The organism is Clostridium sp. LS3 (assembly GCF_055330225.1).
The window spans coordinates 133,248-154,875 of sequence record NZ_JBUZVV010000002.1 but is presented as its reverse complement, the minus strand read 5'-3'; the positions used below and the strand labels follow the sequence as shown (position 1 = coordinate 154,875).

General features: G+C 30.5%; 18 protein-coding genes. All 18 read left to right on the top strand.

Annotated elements, in window-relative coordinates:
- Position 1 precedes the first annotated feature (1 nt).
- Positions 2–565 (top strand): hypothetical protein, encoded by a 564-nt coding sequence (locus tag ACZJV1_RS20160; RefSeq protein ID WP_463652278.1) that lies wholly within the window; start codon positions 2–4, stop codon positions 563–565.
- 8 nt (positions 566–573) lie between these two features.
- A complete protein-coding gene (locus ACZJV1_RS20155; RefSeq protein ID WP_463652277.1) occupies positions 574–1,518 on the top strand; it encodes a hypothetical protein in 945 nt (314 codons plus the stop codon).
- A gap of 46 nt (positions 1,519–1,564) precedes the next feature.
- On the top strand, positions 1,565–2,344 hold the full coding sequence (locus ACZJV1_RS20150; protein ID WP_463652276.1) for a hypothetical protein: 780 nt from the start codon (positions 1,565–1,567) through the stop codon (positions 2,342–2,344).
- A gap of 98 nt (positions 2,345–2,442) precedes the next feature.
- Positions 2,443–2,904, top strand: coding sequence for a hypothetical protein (locus ACZJV1_RS20145; protein WP_463652275.1), 462 nt, complete (start codon positions 2,443–2,445; stop codon positions 2,902–2,904).
- A 3-nt stretch (positions 2,905–2,907) separates the two neighbouring features.
- Positions 2,908–3,345 carry a hypothetical protein gene (locus ACZJV1_RS20140; protein WP_463652274.1) on the top strand — a complete coding sequence of 146 codons (438 nt, stop codon included), beginning with the start codon at positions 2,908–2,910 and terminating at the stop codon, positions 3,343–3,345.
- Between the two features lie 53 nt (positions 3,346–3,398).
- Positions 3,399–5,234, top strand: a complete 1,836-nt coding sequence (locus ACZJV1_RS20135) for a phage tail tape measure protein (RefSeq protein WP_463652273.1) — start codon at positions 3,399–3,401, stop codon at positions 5,232–5,234.
- Positions 5,235–5,406: 172 nt separating this feature from the next.
- Entirely contained in the window at positions 5,407–6,387 is a 981-nt protein-coding gene (locus ACZJV1_RS20130) for an NUMOD1 domain-containing DNA-binding protein (RefSeq protein WP_463652272.1), read from the top strand.
- Between the two features lie 171 nt (positions 6,388–6,558).
- Positions 6,559–9,651, top strand: a complete 3,093-nt coding sequence (locus ACZJV1_RS20125) for a hypothetical protein (RefSeq protein ID WP_463652271.1) — start codon at positions 6,559–6,561, stop codon at positions 9,649–9,651.
- Positions 9,652–9,815: 164 nt separating this feature from the next.
- A complete protein-coding gene (locus ACZJV1_RS20120) occupies positions 9,816–10,667 on the top strand; it encodes a hypothetical protein (protein WP_463652270.1) in 852 nt (283 codons plus the stop codon).
- Positions 10,668–10,685: 18 nt separating this feature from the next.
- A complete protein-coding gene (locus ACZJV1_RS20115) occupies positions 10,686–13,475 on the top strand; it encodes a hypothetical protein (RefSeq protein ID WP_463652269.1) in 2,790 nt (929 codons plus the stop codon).
- Between the two features lie 83 nt (positions 13,476–13,558).
- The gene (locus ACZJV1_RS20110) at positions 13,559–14,062 is read left to right on the top strand and encodes a hypothetical protein (protein WP_463652268.1); all 504 of its coding nucleotides are present in this window, start codon (positions 13,559–13,561) and stop codon (positions 14,060–14,062) included.
- A 92-nt stretch (positions 14,063–14,154) separates the two neighbouring features.
- Positions 14,155–14,385, top strand: a complete 231-nt coding sequence (locus ACZJV1_RS20105) for a hypothetical protein (RefSeq protein WP_463652266.1) — start codon at positions 14,155–14,157, stop codon at positions 14,383–14,385.
- A gap of 42 nt (positions 14,386–14,427) precedes the next feature.
- Positions 14,428–18,291 (top strand): hypothetical protein, encoded by a 3,864-nt coding sequence (locus ACZJV1_RS20100; RefSeq protein WP_463652265.1) that lies wholly within the window; start codon positions 14,428–14,430, stop codon positions 18,289–18,291.
- 1 nt (position 18,292) lies between these two features.
- The gene (locus ACZJV1_RS20095; RefSeq protein WP_463652264.1) at positions 18,293–18,784 is read left to right on the top strand and encodes a hypothetical protein; all 492 of its coding nucleotides are present in this window, start codon (positions 18,293–18,295) and stop codon (positions 18,782–18,784) included.
- 3 nt (positions 18,785–18,787) lie between these two features.
- Positions 18,788–19,510, top strand: coding sequence for a hypothetical protein (locus ACZJV1_RS20090; RefSeq protein WP_463652263.1), 723 nt, complete (start codon positions 18,788–18,790; stop codon positions 19,508–19,510).
- An 81-nt stretch (positions 19,511–19,591) separates the two neighbouring features.
- Positions 19,592–20,692, top strand: a complete 1,101-nt coding sequence (locus tag ACZJV1_RS20085; protein WP_463652262.1) for an N-acetylmuramoyl-L-alanine amidase — start codon at positions 19,592–19,594, stop codon at positions 20,690–20,692.
- A 69-nt stretch (positions 20,693–20,761) separates the two neighbouring features.
- Positions 20,762–21,298: a RusA family crossover junction endodeoxyribonuclease gene (locus ACZJV1_RS20080; RefSeq protein ID WP_463652261.1), complete on the top strand. Its 537-nt coding sequence runs from the start codon at positions 20,762–20,764 to the stop codon at positions 21,296–21,298.
- 31 nt (positions 21,299–21,329) lie between these two features.
- A complete protein-coding gene (locus ACZJV1_RS20075; protein WP_463652260.1) occupies positions 21,330–21,608 on the top strand; it encodes a hypothetical protein in 279 nt (92 codons plus the stop codon).
- Positions 21,609–21,628 lie beyond the last annotated feature (20 nt).

Below are 21,628 nucleotides of genomic sequence, written 5' to 3'. Positions count from 1 at the left end.
TATGAATTTTTTTGATAAAAAACAAGTAATTATGGACAAGATTAAATTTATGTTTGTTGAAAATGAAGATTTACAAAAGGCTATTTACTATCCTCAACCAAATTATTTAGACCAACCTAGTATACCAAATCCATATATATTGTTTGAAAAAGAAACCCCAGTGCTGGGTCAAGACAATAAACCAATTATTCCTAAAATATACTTTTCAAATAGAATGTTAAACGTTGAAAATGAATCAGAAATAATTATACTTGTAAGATTAATCAATTCACCAATATTTGGTAGGTTAAATACACAAAAAATGAGTCTAGTTTTTACAATTCTTATTCACAATTCTTGTATATATACTGATTATGGAAATAGATTTAATACTATTTGTAGTATTATTGATAAAAGAATAAATGGAAATCCTTGGTTGAATGAAGGTTTTACTATGATTCCAAAAGGAACAAAAACTCTATCCACTCAAAAAGAATGGGATGGAATGAACTTGATTTATGAAACAGTTACATCATTCCATTATAAATACAATAATTATAATAACTCAAATAAATTTGATATTTAGGTGGCTTGATGAATAAACTTCAAAAATATTTGAAAACCCCATTCAAACTTGATTGTGGATTAAATATAAGACAAATTCAAATTGAGGAAATAATGGATATTGGTGAAGATTGGCATAAAGAACTTATAGCATTTGCCAGATATCCAAAGACATTCTTTGCTTTTAATATCGTTGATGATATTGCTATGGGAGAAATAAATGCTAACCACAAAGCTTATTTAGACTTTGAAAAAGGTTTAAATGATGAAGTGTTAGGTGGTTTAGGTAGTGAAAACATAGAATTTTTGTACGAATTAAAAACTCAAACGATGCTAAGAACACATCTTACAACTACACAAACACAACTTGACAATATGAGTATGTTGGAGGTTTTTATAAGGCACTACATATGCGAACAATATATGATGGAAAAAAATCATATATTGGAAAAGGCAATAGAATCATTAAAATTCTTTTTAAATATAAAAGATGAAATAGTTGTGAATGAGGACGATTTTACTTTATCTTTTAAAAAAGATGGAAAAGATTTTATAATAGATAGCGTTATATTTGATGAAATCTGTAATGTCGTTAGATATACTTCTTGTACAAGCTATTACGAACTTGAAAATGCAAAACCTAGAGTTTATCCAAATGAAGAAGTTAAAAGACAAATGGAGAAAATTCTGGCTGAGAGAGAAAAAATTGAAGCATTAAAACGAAAGAGTGAAGAGAAATATTATTCTGAATTTGAAACAATATTTGCTTTTGTTGTTCATTCAAATGGTTGTGATGGTAATTACGAACAAATTCTTGATTATACTGTATTTCAATTACATCAAAGATATAAAGCATTATATTACAAACAAACATACGAGCAAAATGTAAGTCAAATACCTCATGTTACAGAAAAGGGCTTCAAAGAATTAGATTTAATACATTGGAGTGATAAATTGCGAAAAGAAGGTCTTTAATAGACTTCTTAAAATAAACAAACAAATTAAATAAGGAGTGATAAATATGGCATATCAAACTTTGTATGCAGTGGGTTCAGTTCCACAACTTATACTTAAAAGAAAAGACAATGGTAAAGTTATAGACTTTAGTCATATAAACAGTGCTGAAAGTGATATTACTAAAGAACTGTTTCAAGCAAGAATACAAGGTATTCCAGCGGTTTCTTTCCTAAAACCAGCTACTGGAAAATTAAATGTTAAAGCAGAAACTACTTCTGATTATATTAGAAAAGAAGTTTATGATTTAGGAGTAGTTGAAAAAGGTGCTGGAAATGGAATAGAACTGTTAAATACTCTTGAATTAAAAACTGATGATAGTGGTGTTTCACCAGCTATTGACGATGCAGATATTCCAGTAAGAGACATGAAAGTTTATTCAGAAGATAGAAAGACTGAATACAAGAAAGCATCTGGTGAAACACCTTCTACTGGTGAGTATGCTTTTGATAATGCTACTAAAACAATCAAACTTGGTGGTGTTACAAAAGCGACAATTTTCTGGTTGGATGGTTATGTTAAAGCAGAAGATAAACAAAAAATGTCTTACTATGGTAATACTAAACCAATTATGTTTGAAGCTTGGTTAAAAGTTTACAAGACAGACCAAGAAGGTATTGTTGAAGTTGAAACTTACAGATTTGGAAGTGTTACACCAGCTACTAGCTTTAGAATAGAAGCAAGTGCTGAAAATGTTACAGCTTTCGATATGGAGTTTGACGTTCTAGCAGAACGTATAATGACTAAAGATGGAGTTAAGTTTGTAATGGTTGATATAATCAACTAATAAAAAAATAGGGAGGATATATTTAAAAGGATGCTTTGTCTTTTTTAAGTGTCCTCCCTATTTTTTCTCTATATGAATGAAAAGGAGTGTAATATTAAATGATTAAAATGTCAGATTTTTTACAATGTAGAAAGTTAATTTTTACAAATAATGGAGTTGAATATATTGAACCTAAAGTAGAAGGTGAAATAATTCCATATGAAATAAATACTGAAAAAGCTAAAGAAATTGTTGCAGAAATTGGAGAAGGAAAGATAAGTGATAATGAGGTTTTATTTAAGATATTTCCTTTAATAGTTTCTGTAGACATGAATATTGAATATGAAGAATTTTGTGGGTTAATAGGAACACCTAGAAATGGATTTGAACACGTTTTAAACCTTGTAACATCTTCGTTAGATGACTATTTTACAAGAGTTAAATCAATGAGCGAAGTTCATGAAAATATGTTAAAGGTTCAAGAAAAACACAAAGAATTTATAGATATAGAAAAGATAGAGCAATTAGAGAAAATATTGGAGAATGAAAACCAAGAAAAAGAAGAGTTGATAGAGGAATAATCTATGAGTTCAGTTGATAGTGCGATAAGAAATCAATTAAGACAAATTGCAAGACAAGTAGAACTTGTCGCAAAAGAATGTTTAAGAGATGCAATATTAGAAACAGTATACGAATCTTATTCCCCAGAAATATATGATAGAACAGATGATTTGGTGAAAAGTGTTAGTAGCAAGATTGATGCTAATGGAAACATTTATGTTTACATAGATAGTTCAAAACTAAACTACAAATCTGTATATGATTATAGCAGAAATGTTAGTGAAGCAGTTCCTTATTGGGTTCAAGAAGGACATACAGAAACACTTTGGGAAAATACAAGCGACCAATTTCATGATTATGAAGGTAGACATTACTTAGAAAGAGCAGAAGAACTCATAAGAGAAAGAATGGGGATTGGAGTTCGTATAGAAATTATTAACAATAGACCAAGTGAAGTATAACAGATAAAAGAAGTATTTTATTGCTTCTTTTATAGAAAGGAGTGATAAAATAAATGTCTGAAATTAATCAAGGCTTGAAAATCTTTTTAGATAAAGCAAGTATTGCTCAAAGTAAACAAGAGTTTGACAACTTATTGAAAGAATTTGATGCAAAAGCCAAAAAGGGTGTTGATATAAAAATAGATGACACAGCCCTTAAAGGTCATATAGAAAAAGCAACTATTGACATGGATGGACTTATAGTCAAGTATAAGCAATTAGGAGATTTAAAGATTACAGAGCAAGTATTTAATCCTAATACTGGCGAGTTAGATACTTTAAAAATGAAACTTCTTGATGTTAATAATGTATTGCATGAAATGAAATACACGATGACTGATGGCACTTTTAATCTAAAAAGCCTTACTGCCAAAGACCAATCAGTTGAGATAATGAGGAAACAGCTTTTTGAAAAGCAAAAGATAGCCCAACAAGAAAAAGAATTGATGGAACAAATCAAAAGACAAGAAAGAGAGACTATCTATAAAACAGATAAATCTCAAATGAGTTGGGAAGGAATAAATGCCCTAGAGAAAAGAGTTGCGAAAATCAGAGCCGAAGCCGATGCCCTTGCGAAAGTTAAGCTTAATACTGATTCAGAAGGTGGAATAAAATCAGCTACTATAACATATATTGACCAAACAATGAATAAAGTTGTAACTGAAACTATGAAGTGGAAATCTGAATTAGATGAAACAAATAATGTTTTGGTAAAAACTTTTTCAACTGTAAACTTAGCATATTCGGATAATATAAAACAGCAACAAGATATGAATAAACAATTTCTCGCAACCAAGAACACTTTAGAAGGTACTTTTGGTCAAATAAAAAACAATGGGATTTTGTCAAAAGATTATCTTGCAAAAGGACAATCTAAATTAAGTTCTATAAATCCTAACAATGCAACAGATGTACAGAAGTTTGTTAGCGAAATGTCTAAGGCAGAACTTGCTGTACAAAAGATGGAAAATGAAATTATAAAGTACCAACAACAATTTGACAACTTAAAAACAAAGTATGGTAAATTAGTTCCAAAGGCAGAATCTGAGCAATTTGTTTCTTTAATGAATAAAATGCAAAAAGAAGTAGAAGAATTGAAAAATGGAACTTCTCAACTTAATAAAGCTGGGCTTGGTTCTTTAAGCAGTGAAGCTAAAAAACTAAATGCTGAAATGACGAACATTGCTAAAAACAATGCTTTAAAAGAAACAACTAAAGATGCCAATGGTTTAGGAACAGCACTTAAAAACTCTGCTCAAAAAGCTATGGCTTTTGTTGGCGTTGCTGGTGTTATGAACGAATTTTCTAAACAAATGAGAAATGCTGTTGATTATACAATGCAAATGGATAAGGCTATGACTAACGTTTCAATGGTTACTGGCAAAACTGGTGATGAACTTAAAAATATTACAAATGATTTTAAACAACTTGCTAAGGAAATGAGTTCTACCAATTTAGAAGTTATGGCTGGTGCTGAGGAAATGCTTAGGGCTGGTTATGATAATGCCACTACAAAAGAAATGGTTAAACAAAATATTGTAGCTAGTAAGATAAGTGGTCAAGATTCTAAGACTACATCTGAACAGCTTATAGCAATAAAAAATGGATATGACTTACAAGCTGAGAGTATAGAACACGTTAATGATGTTCTTATGACACTGGATAACAATTATTCAACAAGTTTTGCTGAAATAGCAAAAATTCTTCAATATTCATCATTCAGTGCTAAGGCAGTTGGTGTTGAGTTTGAAGAATTAGCTTCGACTGCTACAGTAATTTCTTCCAAGACTAGGCTTTCAGCAGAGAGTATAGGTAATGCCCTTTTCGAAAATAGGGGCATGGTGGCATAACAAATAAACCACCATGAAAAAATTCTCTTTAATTGACTTGGAAATCCAGAGATGGACAACAAGGGCGAAGATTTATATTTGTGATTAGATTATAAGATATTAGTTATAACCCAAATGGTTAAGAATTGACAAAATAAACGAACAATGATATAATTATTTGAAGGTGATTAAAATGAAAATAGGGAATATAGATATATATGGAATAATATATAAAATTGAAAATAGAATAAATGGAAAAATTTATATAGGTCAAACTGTACAAGGGTTTGATGAAAGATATTCTAGAAGGGGAAATGGTATAGAAAGAGTATATAAATATCACAAAGATTTATATACGAACGGATTTCAACATAATAAACATCTTCTTAGTTCTATAGAAAAATATGGGTTTAATAATTTTATTGTTAATGAAGTATTTGATGTAGCTTTTTCGAAAAATGAGTTGAATGTAAAAGAACAATTATACATTCAATTATATAACAGTTTTAAAAAAGGCTACAATAGAAATCTTGGTGGAGATGGGAATTCTGGATATGAAGGATTTAAAGGTGAAAATAATCCTAATAGCAAAAAGGTTTATCAGTATGATTTAGATGGTAATTTTATCAAAGAATGGTCATATGTAAAACTAGTTGCTAAAGAGTTAGGTCTAAATGATACACACATAAGTTCTTTATGCTCTGGAGAATATGGTAGAAAATCTGTAGGTGGATTTTTATGGTCTTATGAAAAGCGTAATGAAATAAAAGAATTAGAAAGAGAAGATTCGAGCAAAAAGGTTATGCAATTCAACAAAAATGGAGAGTTGATTAAGGAATATGATTCATTAACACAAGCGAGTATTGAAACAAATTCAAAACTAAGGTCAATATCTGCTGTTTGTAATGGAAATAGAAAAAGTACAAATAATTGTGTTTGGATATTTTCTAAAAACTATAATCCTTTAAAAGACTATTCTTTGAAAACTAATAGACATGGTGGTTCTGTATCAGTAATATCTAAAAACATTGATACAAATGAAATCATTTCTTTCAACAGTTACAAAGAAGCGTGTAATTTTGCCAACTGTAGTAAAAACAAGTTGGTAAGAGCAATCGAAAAATCTATACCAATTAACAACTATATCTACGAACATAAACAATCACAAACATAAATTACGCTGAACGACTAAATAAGAGAACCACTTTTAATTAAGTGGATGTGATAGTCTGGTCTCACGCTATAATCTAGAAAGGAAACGTGAGAGTTAAGGTCAAGTGTAAAGACACTTTCAAGAAGAACCTTAACCGCTAGATAAACATCTAGTCAGTAATCTATTTAATAGATGAAAGTAACAGAGCGGAAAACTGCCTATACAAGATTTTCAGCAGTTAAACAAGGTCTAAAAGAAGACCAAGAAGGATACGATATCTCAAACCTTGAAGCAGTTCTTAAAGAGCAAGATATCCAATTAAGAAGTAATATAGGAACTTTTAGAGATTATAACGATGTTATGAAAGACCTTGGTGCTAAAATAGACACTATGTCACAAGTTGACCAAAGTAAAATCTTTGGAGAATTATTCGGTACTAGGCAAATTAATATCGGTAGAGCAATGGTTGAAAATTTAGGTGAAATTGAACAAGCTGAATTAAAAGTTGCTGAATCTGCTGGTTCATCTTCCGAAGCTTTTGATAAATATGAAAAATCTTTAGAAGCACAAGCAAATAGATTAAAGCAATCGTTTGAAACTCTTTATGAAAAAATGCTGAGTTCTGAAACTCTTGGAAATATTATCGGAGGATTTAACAATCTTTTAAATACTTTAATGAATCTTGATAGTAGAACTGTTAAAACTGGTCTAGCGTTTGTAACTACATTTGTGGCAATGACTAAAGCATTTAAAACATTCAATGCGGTTATGGCTGGAGAAAAGGTAACTGGTTTACTTGCTTCAATGATTAAACAAATGATTGCTGTTCAAGCATCTGCTACAGCTGGTGCTGGTGGACTAGCTTTCTTATCTACTGGTTTTGCTGGATTAGCTACTGCTATAAAAGGTGCTACTGCTTCTGCATTAACATTTATGGCAACTCCTTTAGGAATGGCTCTTACTGCTTTAACTGTTGTTCTTGGTGGATTAACATATGCTTTCTTCAAACATAGACAAGAGCAACAAGCATTTGATGAAGCAGTTAGTAAAAATGTAGAATCAATAAAAACTTTAGATGATGCTATATCTTCAATGGATTCTGGTCAATTAAGTTCTGCAATAGATACAAGTGGACTTCAAGAAAAACAAGATGGTTTGCAAGTAAAAATTGCAGAAATAAAATCTGTAAAAGAAGAACTTGAGAGTTTAAAAGAACAAACAAACAATTTCCAAGGAATAGACCCTAGAGGAATGGACGAAACTTCTGCAAAAGTTATGGAATTAACCAACAAACTTGGAGAGTTATCACAAGAAGTTGGTAAAACTGGAGAAGAATTAAGGGCTAGTGGAATAGCGTTTAATGAAGTTACTGGTGAAATATATGCCTTGACAGAAGCTAAAAATTCTTTGGCTATGTCAAATGCTACAGATATTATTATGAAGGAAACCCAAGCAATAGTTAATAATGCTGATGAGATTAGAAATCTTTATAATGAGTATATTAGATTATCTCAAATCGAGAATCAATCTGCTCAAGAAAAAGAAAGACTTTCACAAGTTATAAATGCTTTAAAGGGTTACTATTCTGGATTAACTACTACAATAGATAATAATGGAAATTCTCATATTACAAATATAGGATTGATTGAAAATACTATATCAGCTATGGATGCAGAAGGAAAAACTATAGTTAATGTTGCAGAAGCACATAGATTAGCTATGGAGCAAATGGTTCAAGTTGAAGTAAATGGTACTAGGCAAACTATAGCACAAATCAGAGCGAGAATCGATGCGAGAAATAAAGAAAAAGCTTTAAACGGTCAAAACTTTAGTGGTCGTGGCGGTTATATGAGTGGTTCTGAGAGAGAGGAATATGAAGCCATAGCTAACTGGAATAGACAAATGATGGAGATGGAGAAAGACCTTGCAAATCTCGGCTCTATCGGTGCTGGTTCTGTTGGTGGTGGTGGTGCTGGATATACATCCGCTGATAGACCTTCTAGTGGTTCTAAAGCTTCAAAGGCAAAGCAAGAAGATATCAAAGCTGAAACTGATGTTTATGTAAATCTTAAAAATGCTATTGCTGAAACAAAACACCAAATCGAATTATTAGAAGTTGCTGAAAAGAACGCTAATAGCGAAGATAAAATAAAATATGCACAACAACAAATCGAACTTTTAAAACAAAAAGAACGTCAATTAAGGGCTTTACAAGATGAACAAATTAGACAAGAACAAAGTATGGCAAATACTTTACGGTCTAAAAATCTTATAAATTCTGATGGAACAACTAATAATCAAGGATTCCATGACTGGGTTAATTGGGCTAATGCTGTAGATGATGCAGATACTAAAAAGGCTAGACAAGCAGAATATAAAGAATTAGAAGCTTTATATAAAAAGTGGTCAGATTTAAAACACAATAATATAAAATCTACAGAAAAAGAAATTAAAAATATTACCAATGAAATAATTGATGCTCAAAAGAAAATTGAAGAAATCAAAAAGAAGGAGTTCGAAGAGAATAAGAAACGAATCCAAGAAGAAATAGATAGACAAAAGAAAGCAATTGAAGAAGTTAAAAATGCAAGAATTAAAGCACTAGATGAAGCACAAAGAAAATACAATGAGCAGAACGATGAAGAAGATTATGAGAGAGAAATAGCAAAAGAACGTAAAAAACTTCAAGAATTGCAAACTTTAAGAGCAAATGCTTTAAAAGACCAATCCGCACTAGGGAAAGCTAGATTGAAAGATTTAGAAAACCAAATCAAGGCACAAGAAGAATTGTTGGAAGAAAAATATAGAGATAAAGCAAGACAAGATGAAAACAAGAAATATGAAGATGAAAAGCGTGAGATTGAGAATAATGCAGATGCTCAAATAAAGCTATTGGATAATGCTACTAAAATGTTAGGTGATACTTTACAACAAGAATTTGTTCAAAAACTTATTGATGGTAAGAATGAAATCGAAGAGATAATAAAAATACTATCACAATTTGGAATAAAAACAGTAGCAGATTTAGCTAATCCAAAAGCAATAGATGTACCAAGAAAAGTTGTTGGAACTAATGCTTTCAATGCTATAAAAGATTATGTACAATCAGATGGAAAAATCAAAAAATCATCGCCTATCCAGATGAATTTCCAATTTCAAATAGATGGGAAAGTTGATGATAGTTTTGTAGCTAAATTTAAAGCTATGGCTACAGATATTGCAAATATAGCTACTGATGCTATGGAAGAAAAAATGTTCCAAAGAAATATGAGATATGAATTATAATAATCAAATAAAAGTGTAATTTTATCTGTTATTTTAATGTAGTTTGGTGGGTGTTAATTCACTCACCCTATTATATTAATGGTGCTTATTACGTGAAATGAGTAGCTAAATATAATAGTTAATAATAAATGAATTATAAAATATAAAGAAAGGGGTTGAATAGATTGATATGTAATTCAATTTATTTTGAATACAATGGGAAATCATCTAAAGATTTTACTGGTGAAAAGGGAATATCTTTAAGAATAATTGAAACGGAAGAAAGTGAACTGAAAGCACCTAGTTTTGGTGGTTCTTATGAATCTATGGACGAACAAGGAAGTCTTAATGGAATTTTCTTAAATTATGGAAATAAATTAAATGCACTAGAATATCAGTTTAAAATAGTTCTATGCAGAGAATATTTTCACAACTATTTAGAAACAGAACCTTATTATTTTGAACCAATACCAATAGCTAGAAATTATAGAGAAAAGATTTCAAGATATTTATTTAATGGTAAGTATGGAATTCTATCATTTGATGCAGAGATGGATTTAGTCTATGTTGCAAAATTCTCAAAAGGTAGTGAAAGAAATATAATACAACCAGATAATACTGGATATATAACATTAAATGTTAAGTTTGGGTATCCTCACCCCTTTACTAGAAGTGTTGCGAATAATTTTACAAATTACAATGCTGAAAAAACTATTGAAGTGGATAATGTTTCTAATGTAGATGGTTATACATATCCAATATTAAAAATACAAACATTGGAAAACGCTAGAACTATAACTATAAACAATATTAGTACGAATGAAGTAGTAGAGTTTAAAAATCTACCAGATAATGCAATTATTGAAATGTATAATGACACAAAAGAAATTGTTATAAATAACTCTACTTATAAATATGGTGATAAAAATAACTTTAATAGAAAATGGTTTAGACTTATGAATAACACAATAAATCAAATCAAGATTAAAGGAAAATGTAAAATTACTATTGAAACTCCTTATGAGATTTTACAATAGTAGAAGGGAGAGAAAAGAATGAATTTTCATAACATTAATTTTGTAGAAGATGCTTATAAATTAGATTTAGAATTAACAAGAATGGATGGAGATTATATAACAACTATTCCAAAGGATTTTATAGATAATTTAAATTTAAAATTCAATGAGGTTAGTTCTTTGGATTTAACTATACCAAAATACTATACTGAAAAAATAAGTGGAAATATTGTTGAATATAAACATTATGATTCTTTTGAAGATGAAATGTTGATAAATTTAAATGATGAATATACATTTATAATAAAAAATGTAACAGAAGAAGAAGATGTAGAAAGAGGTTCTTATAAAAAAATCAAAACTATGGATTTAGGTTTCTTATTGCAAAAAGTTGATTGTTTTTTAGATGATAATAACTGGCAAATAAGAAAAGATGCTGTAAATGCTTCTGATGGTATTATGGATGAGTTTACAAACCAAACAATGGGATTTTGGACTTGGAGTGCTACAGAAAATGCTGTAAAAGATGACCCAAGAATCGGAGATGTAAATAAGTACAGATGGTTGGGTTCTCAATCAAATTGGTTACAAATGTTTACAGATGATTTATCAAATGCTTTCAGTTCTTTATTCTTAATTGATAGTTTTAATAAAAAAGTAACTGTTTGCACAGAAGAAGATTTAAATGAAATTCCAGAACTATTCTTAGAAAATGGTAACTATATTAGAAAAGTTAATATAAGTGATTCTAAGGATAAATATGTAACAAAGCTTAGAGTTACGTCAAATGACCAAGGTATTTCAATAAATACAGTAAATCCATTAGGCGGAGAATATATTGAATATTATGATGATAGAACTAGGTCAAGAATGTCAGATGAACTTAAAAGTGCTTTAGCTAGATATGACGTTGTATTATCATCACAAGATTTAGCTTTTACTAATTTAAAAAATGAATTGCATGATATAAATAAAAAGTTAGATTTATGTTCAGAAAAACAAACTCAATACAATGAGCAATATAAATCTTTAAATGCAAAGAGAACAGAATATTTCCAAAACCCAGATGGATTTAAAAATGAAATAGCTTCTATTGCAAATCAGATAGCGGTTGTTGAACAAAATATGGCTAACAATTTAACAGAAGTAAATAACTTAAATACTAGAAAAAAACAAGTTGAAGGTTCTATGGGAAATATTGCAAAGCTACTTGATAAAAATACTTCGAGCGATAGTCAAGGATTAATATTTAATCAAAAACTTCTTTCTGAATTATTCATGTTTACTCAATGTGGGTTACATCAAGATTCAACTGCTTTAACAGACCAAATGCTTTATGTAAATGGATTGAATAAGTTAAAAGAATTACAAGAAGTTGTTAGAGAATTTGATATAAATGATATATCTTCATTTATATCTGCTGTTAAAAGAAGAGATGGAAGACCTTGGAATAAGGTTTTGTCGATGGGGAAATTAGTATCATTAAAATTGCAAAATGAAGATTTAGATGTTAGATTAGTTGAGATGAATTATACTCCAACTTCTAATAAAGCTGAAAGACCTCCAAAATTAACATTAAAATTTTCAAACAAACCATATGTTTATGTTGATAAAAGAAGTAACTCTTCATTAAATAAACAATTAGGAACTAAAAATGCTGTTTTTGATGGAACTAAGAAGTGGGATTCATTCCAATTAGGTTCAAACTGGGCTAAGACAGCTATGGAGCAAGGAATAAATATAGCTGAAAACTGGGTGGCTGGAAGATATCAGAACTCAACCAAAATATATATTGATAGTGCTGGTGTTCTTATAATGGATGCTAAGACTGAGAAAAAGTGCTTATTCTTTAGTAATGGAGTTATAGCTTTTTCAAACGATGGTTTGAAGACAGTTAAAACTGCAATAACCTCAGATGGAGTTATCGCAGACCATTTAATAGGTAAAATATTGCTAGGTGAAGAGTTGATAATAACAAGTCCAGATAATGATTTTGTTATAGGTAAAACAAGAAATTCTACCAGAAATGGATTTGGTTTAAGTATATATCAAAATGCTGTTGAGCGGATATTTCTAGGATTAGAGACTGATACTGATGGTGTTAGACGTGCAAAGCTAAGAATTGTTTCAGCTAGAGGTAATGGAGTTGTTTTAGATGAAAATGGTATATTATCAGAGATACAATTCCAAGGTGCTAATAATGTTGACGTGTATTATCCGTTAAGATTGTCACCAGTAATAAAAGATAATGTATCTAGTATAAAAAGTGCTTTATTATACATAGACTTTTATCCATTTAGAGTTTATTCTAAGGGAATGGAAAGTGCTGGACAAGTCAGCAATACATTCACAACTCCAAGTGGTGGAGGTGTTACAAGTTCTACTGCTGGTGGATATAGTACTGGAAGTTCAAGTACTACTGAAACATTGGTAAACTTTCAAGCAGAATTTGCTACAGATATGACAGATGTAAGTCAATCAAGTCATTATCACGTTATTCCAAGATTTCAATTTGAACATTATCACGATGTATCAATTTGGGTCAATGGTCATAATCACTGGTCTCCAGACCATACTCACAGTGTATATGTCAGTTTTGCTGGTCATACACATCCAGAGAAACTAGGATGTTTTGATGATTCTAGTTACCCAAGTAGAGCATATATTGATGTTAATGGAACTAGAGTTGCTAGTAATGTCAATGATGGAGCAATCATATCTATTCCTACAAATATATTAAAGGTAGGCAAGAATAAAATAGATATATACTCAAATTCTAGGGGGTGGATAGAAGCAAATATATCAATAGAATGTTTTAGAACTTGGTAAAACAAATAAATCAAATAAAGTATTGACAAAATTGGAAAATCATGCTATGTTTAACTCATAAATTAAGTGAAGGAGTGTTAAGCATGAAAATCAAATCATTAATAATATCGACATTATTAATTACATCTTTAATATTCACTGGATGTACAGCATCAAATGAACCAACTGCTAAGAAAGAAGAATCTGTAAAAACAGAAACTAAGCAAGTAGAATCAAAGAAAGAGGAAACACCAGTCGTAAAAGAGGAAGAGGTTAAAAACGAAACTTTTAAAGAAGTTACTGGTGGAAAAGTCACTCAAAGAACAATGTACACAGTTAAGAGAGATGGATATGATATATCTTGTGATGTTACTGCTGTAAGTGATACTTCTGTAAGGCTTATAGGGTCTCTTAAAAATAAAACTGACAAAGATATTCCAAGCCACACTTTGAGGTTTGACTTTATAAAAGGAGATACTGTTGTGCATAGTTTTGAAAAGATGTATGACCAACCAGTAACACCAAATGCGAGTCAAGGAACAATTCATGAAGTAGCAAAGATTGCAATCGGAGATTTTGACTACTTTGAAATAACAAGGGTAAACTAAATAGAGGGTTTATAGAGGTGATTTTGGATTTATGAATCACTTCTTTTTTATGTTAAAAAATAAATTTGGATTAAAAGGAGATGTTATATATTATGACAAATACAAGAATAACAAAAGAAAGACATTTTATAAGAGATAATAAAGTTTTGGCAATGTTTAACGGACAAGTTTCAAGAGGTGTTGAACTAATATCAATAAACATTCAAGTTCTTAATAAAGAAGAAATTCATAATTATGGAGAAGAATTTAAAGAAGAATATCTTTCATTTGTAGCAGAGGTTCAAGAAGAAGCACAAATGAGTGGTTGGGATATCTTAAAATAGAAAATAATCAAACAATAATTAAATTTGAAAGGGGAGATATTAATGGGTTTTGAAAACTTCACTAGCAATCTTTACTTAAACTACAATAGGGATAGTAACGGAAATATTAGGGTAGAGCAAATTGTAAATGAACCATTAAAAGTTTATTCATCTGCATCAATTGCAATGTTAGCACAAATACCATATGAAAAACAAAGGGTTGAGATTGCTGATGATAAAGGAAATGCTTTAATAGAAGTATTTGATGCAGAACCAATTGGAGTGAATAACTTTAAAGTTTCTTATGATACTGGTATGGTATGGTTTCACCCTACTCGTAAAGATACAGAAAATCTTAAAGCTAAGAAATATGGTGGAATCGGCCAAATATATATTTTACCATATAGAATAATTTACAATATTGACCAAGATGGAAATGTAATAACTATGGGTGGACTTTGGGATAAAATCCAAAAGGAACTTGAAGCTATTGAATATCTAGGTGGGGCATCAGAGATAGTTGAACAATTAAAAGCCACTATTAAGAAAGGTGAAGACTTAGATGCAAAATTACTTAAAACCATTGCTGATGGAAATGCTCTTTATACAAAATTACTTAAAACTATTGCCGATGGAAATGCTCTTAATATAAAATTAGAAGCTAATATAGCGGAAGTTAATAAGTGGTTTAACCAACTTGACCAAAATGTTAAAGATGGAAAAGTTCTTGTTGTACAATTAACCGCTTTAAATGCAGAGGGAAAAATTGTTGCAAAGGATTTGAGTGACCTTATTGACAGAGCGGGAGAGATTGAAAACATAATCAAAGAAACTGATAATAAATCAATAACTATAAAAACTACTGACTGGGTTGGTACAGAGCCTAATTTGACTTATACTTGGAAACATGACTTAACTTCAAAAAATTTAGTTGTTACTGTTTTAAATAAGGATTCTGATTTTGTAGCACCAAATGGAAAGATAGTTGATAATAATAATATAATGTTGAGAAGTAGAACTAGAGATGAAATAACACTCGTTATTAGTGCTAGGTATGGTATGGGAGAACTTTCTGAACAATTAAAGATAGAAATTGCAAATTCAAAAACCGCATTAACCAACTTACAAACAGAGAATGGAAAAGCAACTACCAATATTAACAATTTAAAAGCTGAAAGTGCAACTTCTATAACTAATTTAAACAACTTAAAGACTGAAAATGCAACTTCAATTACAAATAAAAACAACTTAAAAGCTGAGAATGATAAAGCCCCAACTAATATAACAAATTTGAAAAATGAAAATACAAATGCTACTGCTAATATTACAAACTTAAATGCAGAAAATGGAAAAGCAGTTTACAACTTTGGAAGTCTGGCAACTGAAAATGGAAGGGCTGAAACTAATATTTCATCATTGAAAACTGAAAACACTACTGCTACTACAAACATAAACAGTTTGAAAGCAGAGAGTGCAACTTCCATTACAAACAAAAATAATTTAAAGGCTGAAAATGACAAGGCTACTCCTAATATAACTAATTTAGGCTCAGAAAATACAAAAGCCACTGCAAATATTGCTAATCTAAAGGCTGAGAATGATAAGGCAACCCCTAATATTACAAATCTGAAAGCAGAGAATGTGAAAGCCACTGCTTTAGTTGCAGATTTAGTTGATAAGACAGCAAAAGGTCAAAAGGTTGTAGATGATAATAATGCTTTAATATCTAGTGGTGGATTAGTGACTAAAGGTGATTTGGACAATATGAAAATAGGTGGAAGAAACCTAGTTTTAGACACATCATTTAAAAATGTATGGGGTAAGTTTAGAACATCCGATGATGCTACTATTGCTCTTACCACTACTGGTCAAAAAATAACTATTAACACTACCTCAGTACAATCTGCTATTACTAGTCCTCTAACTACTCCTTTGGTTAAGGGAGAGAAATATATTCTATCTTTTGAAGCAAGAGGTAATCTAGGAACAGTAGAAGCTTATATACTAACAATACCTTCTCCTCACCAAAGAATACTACTTAATACTTCTGGGTCTCTTAATACTGCTGGGTACAACAAAGTTAGCTTTGAGTTTGTATTTAATTCTGATAATGTTTCAGATAAACTGTTTATAGGAGGTCAGTCTTCGGCAAATGGTCAGTGGTTAGAGGTAAAAAAAGATAGTATAAAACTAGAAAAGGGAAATAAACAAACTGATTGGACACCATCTCCAGAGGATGTAGAGAGTAGAATTGACAATTTGCAAATAAGTGGGGTAAATCTATTAAGATATTCAAGAAATTTTGAGAAGAACTGGGTTACATCGAATGATACCAATTCAATTGGATTAGGTGTTACTAATGACGTATCGTCAATAAGTGTTAAAAGGGATAATTGGGTATCTGGAAATTCTAGAAAGCAAGTTATTTATCCAATGTACGGTGACATACCTCAAGGAACAAATGTGACTATATCGGGCTATTATTTTATAGATGGTTCAATACCACTAAATGCTGACACTCCTATAAATAATAATATATGTGCTAGAGTATATGATAAAAACACATCCTCTTATAAAGATATTGCTTTAGTAATAATTGATGCTACTAAAGTAAATCAGTGGGTATACTTTAAAGCAACGGCTACTACTGACTATAATATGGCAAAACAAATCGCATTTACATTCTCATTGGACAAAAATGGATATATAAAACTATCTAAGCCTATGATGGAATTTTCAACAATTCCTAGTGGATGGACACCAGCACCAGAAGATGTTATAGACAAAGTTGAGGATATACAAATAGGAACGGTAAATATAGCTTCAAACACCTCATTTAAAACCTTGAATGGTTGGACGATGAATATTCCTTCTGATTTCGAAACAGTTTATGAAAACGAAACAATAAATGCCTTACATTCAAAAGCTTTTACAGTTGCACCAACAGCTAGAAGCATATCTCAAAACGTGGAATTTATTTCAAATGAGAAATATACTTTAAGCTTCTATATTAAAAATACAGAGATTAGTAGGTTATGGATAGGGTTTTACTATAATAATAGGGCTAAATTTTATACGTTATTAGATACAAAACAAGCTACTAGAAATGGATATACAAAATTTATATATCATATTACTGCTCCTTCTGACCAGAATGATAAAGTTGGTTCTTTTGAAATATGGAACTATGGGGCTGGTGATTATTATATTCACAGTTTAAAATTTGAAAAGGGTGATTATGCTACCGATTGGACACCAGCTTTAAGTGAGATAGCATCTAGTGGAAGTATGGATGGAGTATCTATAGTAAGTTCAATCAATAGCAGTAGTTCAATAATTGACAATGACAATTTATCAACAGAAGTCAATGATTCTATAACTAAAAGACATAGCCATAGTAATTTAACTATTTTAAACGCTATGGAAGTCGCTTTTACCAATGCTTTAAAAACTAAACTAGATGGGATAGCAACAAATGCAAACAATTATGTTCACCCAGCAAACCATCCAGCTAGTGTAATTACTCAAGATGCTAGTAATAGGTTCGTAACTGATACGGAAAAATCAACTTGGAATGGAAAAGCAAGTACAGCAGTTGCAACTACTTCCGCTAATGGTCTAATGGCTAGTGCGGACAAGTCCAAGCTAGATGGAATAGCTAGTAATGCAAATAACTACGCTCATCCAGCTAATCATCCACCATCAATTATAACACAAGATGCGAGTAACAGATTCGTTACAGATGCAGAGAAAGCTAGTTGGAACGGAAAGGCTGGAACTGCTGTTGCTACAACAAGTGCCAATGGATTGATGGCTAGTTCAGATAAAACTAAATTAAACGGATTAACTCAGAGTACAATAGACAGTAGGACAAGTGACCCAACAACACCAGCTAATGGATATATGTGGTTAAGGACGGATTTGTAATATGAATGATTATAAGAGAATAGTAGATAATGATATAACAAAAAATTTCTATGATTTAAACTTAAATACTATTACCTCATATGTAAGAAGTTTATCTTCGTATGGAAATGATATAGTAAATTCTTGGAATGAAAAATTTCCAGAATACTATATCTATTTTATAGATGGGGATAAATGGGGAAGTCAACCAGACTGGATAACTAGCTTCCTTATAGACCATGAAGCAGTGTTTAAGATAAATAATTTAATCACATACAAAGATTCTATGGTTATGTACTCTGATGAATTTATAGTCTTTTCTGAGAGAGATTTAGATGATGAAATAAATGAATTAAATAAAACTTTAAAATATACAGTATCAGCTATAAAGATAAAAACAAGTGAATTTGTTTTAGATGGTAGTTTTAAAAATACAGTGATGAAGTATATCGTAAGATTAAAATCTTTAAAAAATGAAAAGGGCAGAAGTACAATATATAGCGAGGAGGTGTAGGCAATGTCAGTAAAAAGATTTTATGTTAGTTCCACTGTTGATGGAGATATGCCTAGATATCCAGTTACATCTTCGTATGTAGATATTTTAAAAGACCTTTCAATTAATAATTACCTATATGTTGACAGAGGTTCTAGTATGACCTACGCTTCTGGAAATGCTTTTGTTAAGTTTGATAGTGCTGAAATTTTAAGGGAAATAGGAAGTAATTCAGTAATAGATTCATGTACTTTTTATATGCACTCAAGTACATGGGATACACCAGCTTTTTATACCACCTATGTATCATTATCCTCAATAGGGAAAAATGATTTAGTATATTCTGAAACTGAGTATGAAGGTATATGGAGAACATGGTCAAAGAATCATGAAATCAATCCAGATACCAAAACCAATTGGAAGATATCTGATTTTAATGAACCAGTGAAACTTAATATAACTACAAATGGTGGTAATGGTGGTAAAATAGCTTTTATATATGTGGATATAACTTACTCTCATGAAGTTGTAGCGAACCCTCCATTGGGAAAAACTAAAATGAAAACTCCTAAAGGAGTGTTTGAAATACCATTCTTTGACCCAGCTCAAATATCATATCCAGCATTAAGAATTGGTACTCCAAAAGGAGTAGGAGCATTTTCATTAGTCAATCCTAGTGATGAATATGCTTCACCAATTCGTATAGGAACTCCTAAAGGAATTAAGGCAATAGCCTATAAAAAATAAACAAATAAAATAAATATTTTATAGGGTATTCTAACGAGTACCCTTAAATAAAAAATAATGGATAAAAGGGAGAGATGTTAAATGTTAGTTCAAAAATTAATGCCAGAATATAAATATGGGGTGAAATGTCCATATTCTATGACACCAAAGGGAATATGTATTCATAATACAGCAAATGATGCAAGTGCTGAAAATGAAGTTGCTTATATGACTTCTAATAATAATGAAGTGTCTTATCATATTGCTATAGATGATGTTCAAGCTATTCAAGCTATTGACTTTAATAGAAATGCTTGGGCTTCTGGTGATGGAGGTAGTGGAGAAGGAAATAGAAACTATATTCATGTTGAAATCTGCTACTCTAAATCTGGCGGAGATAGATTTATAAATGCTGAAAAAAGAGCATCTAAGGAAGTTGCTCAATTATTAAAACAATTTGGATGGGGTATTGGTCAAGTTAAAAAGCATCAAGATTTCAGCGGAAAATATTGCCCTCACAGAACTTTAGATATGGGTTGGCAAAGATTTTTAAATATGGTACAAGCAGAGTTAAATGGAGAAAGTGTTGAAATACCAGTAGAACCTTCAAAGCCAACACCACCTCCAACACAACCATCTGGTGGAGTTAAAAACTACTTATTCTTAAAGGGTCATGTAACTAAGTGGAATATATACCCTACAAACGTTGCACCAGTATATGGAAATGAGTGTGGAAAGCTTAATCCAAGCTTATTTGGCGGAATTGAATATGAGATATTAGGAAATCCGCAAAAAGATGTTTACACAATATCAACAAGAGACTTTGGAAGAGTTAATATTTATGTTCCTAGAGATGAAGATTCTGAATTCTATAGCAAGGGGTCAGCACCAGCACCTCAACCAAAGCCAGAAGCACCAAAACCACAACCAAGTGGAGAATATATAATTAGCGAAAAAGATGAAAGAGGAACATTTACAGCTAACGACACTATTTACTTTAGAAACAGACCATACGTTGGCTCAGATAATCCTATAATTGATAAATATATTTATGGAGAATCTGTGAACTACAACAAAGTTATTATTACTAATAAATATGTATGGATTAGCTGGGTTTCTGATTCTGCCAAAGTTAGAAGATATATGCCAGTACGTGAAAACAATAATGGTGTACTAGGAGAATTATGGGGAACTATAATTTAAAATAATCAAATAAATATATAGGTTGACTATTGATTTAGTCAACCTATTATTGATTAAAAGGAGAAGACAATGGATATTAGAGAAAAGGATGAAATACAAATTGTATTTGACCAAGAAGGATTAGACAGATACTTAAAAGATTATTTTAATAAAAATCCTAGAAAGAAAAAGCGTTACATTGAAAGACCTATGGTTAGGTCTTTAAACGAAGTTTTAGTAATTAAAAATAGGATGCAACAAAATGAATATAAACAAGCTTATAAAGATTATGCAGAATTTATAATAGAGGAACATGGATTTGATTTTTTAGGAATTAATGAAACAGATTTAGAAGTTGAATTAGTTTTCCCTACAAGGACTAGACGTGATTTAGATAATTTTTGCATTAAAGAAATTGCTGATGGCTTTACTGATTCTGGATTAATTGTTGATGATTCTTATTACCATATAAAAAGTTTGAAAACTACAGCAAGATATGAAAAAGATGTAACAAAGATGATATTTACATTTAAAAATTGTAAATACGATAAAGAAGCTATGAAGAGAGAAATGAAAAAAGAACTTGATAAAAAAGCAAAGAGAGAAGCTTCTATGAAGAAGAAATAAAATAGATAAATAAAACAAAGGAAGGGATATTATGAAATTTACTCGATATGCTTACTTGGATATTACAACAGTTACTAATGAAGAATTTTTAAAGAAAAGATTAAAAGAAATAAATCCAGATTATACAACTTTAAGGATTAAAAAATTACAATTAGTAGTTGACAAAGATTTAAAGATTTTAATCAATGGACAAGATGAAATGTTAATAAAGTCAGAGCATGGGTTTTCTACGGACAATACGGATGCAGAAATTAAAACAATAGAAGCCTTAGCTGATGGAGTTAGAGTTTATGGAGTGTTTGGATATTAAAATTAAACATATTGAAGAAA

Excerpts from the sequence above, each read along its gene's own strand:
- ACZJV1_RS20160 (WP_463652278.1), top strand. The coding sequence starts at position 2 with ATGAATTTTTTTGATAAAAAACAAGTAATTATGGACAAGATTAAATTT.
- ACZJV1_RS20155 (WP_463652277.1), top strand. The coding sequence starts at position 574 with ATGAATAAACTTCAAAAATATTTGAAAACCCCATTCAAACTTGATTGT.
- ACZJV1_RS20150 (WP_463652276.1), top strand. The coding sequence starts at position 1,565 with ATGGCATATCAAACTTTGTATGCAGTGGGTTCAGTTCCACAACTTATA.
- ACZJV1_RS20145 (WP_463652275.1), top strand. The coding sequence starts at position 2,443 with ATGATTAAAATGTCAGATTTTTTACAATGTAGAAAGTTAATTTTTACA.
- ACZJV1_RS20140 (WP_463652274.1), top strand. The coding sequence starts at position 2,908 with ATGAGTTCAGTTGATAGTGCGATAAGAAATCAATTAAGACAAATTGCA.
- ACZJV1_RS20135 (WP_463652273.1), top strand. The coding sequence starts at position 3,399 with ATGTCTGAAATTAATCAAGGCTTGAAAATCTTTTTAGATAAAGCAAGT.
- ACZJV1_RS20130 (WP_463652272.1), top strand. The coding sequence starts at position 5,407 with ATGAAAATAGGGAATATAGATATATATGGAATAATATATAAAATTGAA.
- ACZJV1_RS20125 (WP_463652271.1), top strand. The coding sequence starts at position 6,559 with ATGAAAGTAACAGAGCGGAAAACTGCCTATACAAGATTTTCAGCAGTT.
- ACZJV1_RS20115 (WP_463652269.1), top strand. The coding sequence starts at position 10,686 with ATGAATTTTCATAACATTAATTTTGTAGAAGATGCTTATAAATTAGAT.
- ACZJV1_RS20110 (WP_463652268.1), top strand. The coding sequence starts at position 13,559 with ATGAAAATCAAATCATTAATAATATCGACATTATTAATTACATCTTTA.
- ACZJV1_RS20105 (WP_463652266.1), top strand. The coding sequence starts at position 14,155 with ATGACAAATACAAGAATAACAAAAGAAAGACATTTTATAAGAGATAAT.
- ACZJV1_RS20100 (WP_463652265.1), top strand. The coding sequence starts at position 14,428 with ATGGGTTTTGAAAACTTCACTAGCAATCTTTACTTAAACTACAATAGG.
- ACZJV1_RS20095 (WP_463652264.1), top strand. The coding sequence starts at position 18,293 with ATGAATGATTATAAGAGAATAGTAGATAATGATATAACAAAAAATTTC.
- ACZJV1_RS20090 (WP_463652263.1), top strand. The coding sequence starts at position 18,788 with ATGTCAGTAAAAAGATTTTATGTTAGTTCCACTGTTGATGGAGATATG.
- ACZJV1_RS20085 (WP_463652262.1), top strand. The coding sequence starts at position 19,592 with ATGTTAGTTCAAAAATTAATGCCAGAATATAAATATGGGGTGAAATGT.
- ACZJV1_RS20080 (WP_463652261.1), top strand. The coding sequence starts at position 20,762 with ATGGATATTAGAGAAAAGGATGAAATACAAATTGTATTTGACCAAGAA.
- ACZJV1_RS20075 (WP_463652260.1), top strand. The coding sequence starts at position 21,330 with ATGAAATTTACTCGATATGCTTACTTGGATATTACAACAGTTACTAAT.